Annotated in this window: 1 protein-coding gene; it reads left to right on the top strand. The window is 54.4% G+C overall.

Annotated features, from left to right (window positions below; genetic code table 11):
- Nucleotides 1–59: 59 nt before the first annotated feature.
- Nucleotides 60–1396, top strand: a protein-coding gene (locus tag ACR0DB_RS22580) for an IS3 family transposase (protein WP_480553089.1) whose coding sequence is annotated in 2 segments (ribosomal slippage) — nucleotides 60–396 and nucleotides 396–1396 — 1338 coding nt annotated over the 2 segments. Because the reading frame shifts where the segments join, the coding sequence is not laid out codon by codon here. This gene is flagged as partial in the annotation.

Below are 1396 nucleotides of genomic sequence, written 5' to 3'. Positions count from 1 at the left end.
GAATAGGTTGATTGCGTAACGGAGGATTTCAGGCTCATCGTAACCATCAGAGAGTGGAGATGAGAATGAAATCCGGGAAACAGAAAGCGTCGTCAGAGAGGGTCGTCAAAGACATCCGCAGGAAGACACGGCGCCAACATTCGGCAGAGGAGAAGATCCGCATTGTTTTAGACGGGCTTCGTGGTGAAGACAGCATTGCCGAACTGTGCCGCCGAGAAGGAATAGCCACGAGCCTTTATTACAGCTGGTCGAAAGAGTTTCTTGAGGCAGGCAAAAAGCGGTTGGCTGGGGACACGGCCCGCCAAGCCACCAGTTCCGAGGTGAAGGATCTGAAGGCGGAGTCATCCGCGCTGAAAGAGGTGGTAGCCGACCTGACCCTTGAGAACAGGCTACTCAAAAAAAGCATGTTCGAGGATGGGGGAGACGACGAATGAGATATCCTGCATCCGAGAAGCTTGAGATCATCCGGCTGGTTGACGGATCACACCTGCCGATCAAACGCACCCTGGAAAAGCTTGGTATCCCCAGAACGACGTTCTACCGCTGGTACGACAGGTATCTGTCTCTCGGCGAGGCCGGGCTTGAGGATCGCCATTCCCGGCCAGGCAGAGTTTGGAACCGCATCCCTGACAAGGTGCGTAAGCAGATCGTGGAGTTGGCTCTGGAGGAGCCCGAGTTATCACCACGCGAGCTTGCGGTGCGGTTCACCGACACCAGGCGCTACTTTGTCTCCGAGGCCAGCGTTTACAGGCTTCTGAAGGCGCAGGATCTGATCACCAGCCCAGCGTACATTACCATTAAAGCGGCGGATGAATTCCATGAGAAGACTGTTCGGCCAAACCAGCTTTGGCAGACTGACTTCACCTATCTAAAGGTCATTGGCTGGGGCTGGTTTTATCTTTCAACCATACTCGATGACTACAGCCGCTATGTTGTTGCTTGGCGGCTGTGCACCACGATGAAAGCTGACGATGTCACGGAAACGTTGGAAGACGCCTTGGCAACATCAGGTTGCGACAGCGCTTCCGTTGTTCACAAGCCCCGGCTGCTCAGCGACAATGGAAGCAGTTATATCTCTGGTGATCTGGCGAGATGGCTTGAAGATCAGGGCATGGATCACGTTCGCGGTGCCCCGAACCACCCGCAAACACAGGGCAAGATCGAACGATGGCACCAGACCCTGAAGAACCGTATCCTGCTGGAAAACTACTATCTGCCCGGAGCGCTCGAACAGGCCATCGGCGACTTCATCGATCATTACAACCACAACCGATACCACGAGAGCATCAGCAATCTGACACCCGCCGATGTCTACTTCGGTCGGGCCGAAACTATCCTCAGACGCAGAAAGGAAATCAAACACCAGACAATCCAGAAACGCCGCTTGCTGCATCAT

This window comes from Ruegeria sp. AB6 (assembly GCF_056542685.1).
This window is presented reverse-complemented; position numbering and strand designations above follow the sequence as displayed.